This window comes from Xanthomonas sp. SHU 199 (assembly GCF_000364665.1).
In the GTDB taxonomy this organism is placed as follows: domain Bacteria; phylum Pseudomonadota; class Gammaproteobacteria; order Xanthomonadales; family Xanthomonadaceae; genus Xanthomonas_A; species Xanthomonas_A sontii.
This window is the reverse complement of the sequence record NZ_AQOI01000841.1, coordinates 1-2,252: the sequence shown is the minus strand read 5'-3', so window position 1 is coordinate 2,252 and position 2,252 is coordinate 1. Positions and strand designations below refer to the sequence as shown.

Annotated in this window: 2 protein-coding genes; one reads left to right on the top strand and one right to left on the bottom strand. The window is 70.7% G+C overall.

The window, feature by feature from the left end:
• On the top strand, positions 1–549 hold a 549-nt coding region (gene truD, locus D183_RS0122945; RefSeq protein WP_017911061.1), incomplete at its 5' end, for a tRNA pseudouridine(13) synthase TruD.
• Positions 550–589: 40 nt separating this feature from the next.
• Here truD and D183_RS0122940 read toward each other — a convergent pair.
• Positions 590–2,252: TonB-dependent siderophore receptor (locus D183_RS0122940; protein WP_017911060.1), on the bottom strand; the 1,663-nt coding region annotated here is incomplete at its 5' end.

Sequence of the window (2,252 nt, the reverse complement as noted above, 5' to 3'; positions counted from 1 at the left end):
GTCGGCGCCGCGCTGGCGATGTTCGGCGGCCGCCGCGTGCGCCGCGAGCAGCGCTCGCTGCTGCTGTCGGCGGCCCGTTCGGAACTGTTCAACCGGGTGCTGGCCGCCCGCGTGGCCGCCGGCAACTGGGACAGCGCGCTGGACGGCGAAGTGTGGATGCTCGACGGCAGCCGCAGCGTGTTCGGTCCGGAGCCGTGGTCGGAGGCGCTGGCCGAACGCTTGCAGCGCTTCGACATCCATCCGTCCGCGCCGCTGTGGGGCGCCGGCGAGCTGCGCAGCGCCGAGGCGGCGCGTGCGCTGGAACTGGCGGTGCTGGACGAGGCGGTCGCGCAGCGCCTGCGCGACGGCCTGGAGCGCGAGGGCCTGAAGCAGGAGCGGCGGGCGACCCGCCTACGCGTGGCCGACCTGCAATGGCGCTGGCTGGACGGGCAGGACGACGCGCTGGAACTGCGCTTCGCCTTGCCGCCGGGCAGCTACGCCACGGCACTGCTGCACGAACTCGGCCAGGTCGAAGAGGCGCCGCAGCGGCAGGGCTCCACCGAGGCCTGAGCGCGGCCGACGCCTGCCGCGTCGGTCGCGACGACGCGCGCTAGAACCGATAGCTGCCGGTCAGCAGCAGGCTGCGGCCGTCCGGCAGCGGCACGAAGGTTTCGTCGAACTCGTCGGCATACAGTCGCCGATCGAAGACGTTGCGCATGCCCACGGTCACGCCCCAGGTCTCGGTGCGATAGGACACGTTCGCGTCCACGCTGGCCTGCCCGGGAATCTTGAAATAGCCGCCGGCCAGGCGGCGGCCGAGGGTGTGATCGCGCGCCAGGATGCCGCCGGCCACGCCCCAGCCGCTCCAGCGGCTATCCTGGAACTGGTAGCTGCTCCACAGGGTGAAACGGGTGCGCGGCACGCCGAGGGTCGGCGTACCGTCGCGCCGGCCGATGCGGGCCAGCGCCAGGCTGCTGCTCAGTTCCAGGCCGGGGGCGATGGCGCCGACGAAGTCGAGATCCAGCCCGTGGTTGCTCTGGCTGTCGATCGGTCTGGCGAAGTACGACGGATGCGCCAGCACCAGGTCGAAGCTGCGGTCGACGGTGATCTGGTAGTAGGCGGCGCTGAGCAGCGCCCGGTGCTCGAACAGATCGATCTTCGCCCCCACCTCCACTTGCCGCGACAACGCGGGCGGCAATGGCCGGCCGTTCTTGCCGAGCACGGCGCTCGGCGCAAAGCCGTTCATGGTGCTGGCGTACAGCGACGCCTCCGGGGTCAGCTTGTAGACCACGCCGACGTTGGGCACCCAGCGGCGCCGGCGCAACTGGCGCAGTTTGCCCTTGGCGTCGTAGCTGGAAATCTCGTACGCCGAGCGGCGCAGCGCCAGCAGCACGTCCCAGCGTTCGCCCATGCTGATCTGGTCCTGCAGCAGGATGCCGCTCCGGCTCGACCATGGGCTGCCGGGGTAATGCAGGATCCCGCGCCGCGAATGCGGCCAGTGCACCGGAACCAGCCGCTCGTCGCCGAACACGTCGTAGCGGTTGCGGTGCATGCGGATGAAGTAATCGCTGCTGCCCAGCCGCGCGCGCGTGTAATCCAGGCCCAGGGTCACGGTCTGCCGCAGCGGCCCGTCGCCGAAGCTGCCGACCAGGTCGTTCTGGATGGTGTAGTACGCCGTCGTATTGCGGTACGCCTCGGCATAGGCGCGCACGGCGCCCTTCGGCGAAGGCGACAGCATGCCCCAGTTGCGCGCGTCGATCGCCTGGGTCACGTACTGGCCGCGGCTGCGCAGCTGCCAGCGGTCGCTGAGCCGCTGATCGAACAGGTAATAGGCGCGCTGGGTGCGGTAGGCGGTATGGTCCTGTGCGTTGCCCAGCCGCAAGCTCCTGGGCGTCATCGCCGACACGCGGTTGCGCAGCAGCAGGGCATGGTCGGCGGCCGGCTGCCGATCGGTCACGCGCTGCACGCCGAGCACCAGGCGGTTGTCGTCTCCCTGCCAGGCGATGGACGGCGCCAGGTAGGCGGCATTGCGCGGGCCGTAGCCTTGCGCCGTGGAATCGGCATGCTGGCCGGAGACGACGAGCCGGTAGCTCAGCGGCGTGGCGCCGATCGGTCCGGTCGCATCGAGCCCGGCCTGCACGTCGCCGCGCTCGCCGAGGACGTAGCTCAGTTCGCGCTTCGGTGCGCGCAGCGGTTGCTTGGTGACGACGTTGATCAGTCCGCTCATGTCGCCGCCGTTGCTGTCGCCGAGGATCGATTCCGGGCCCTTGAGC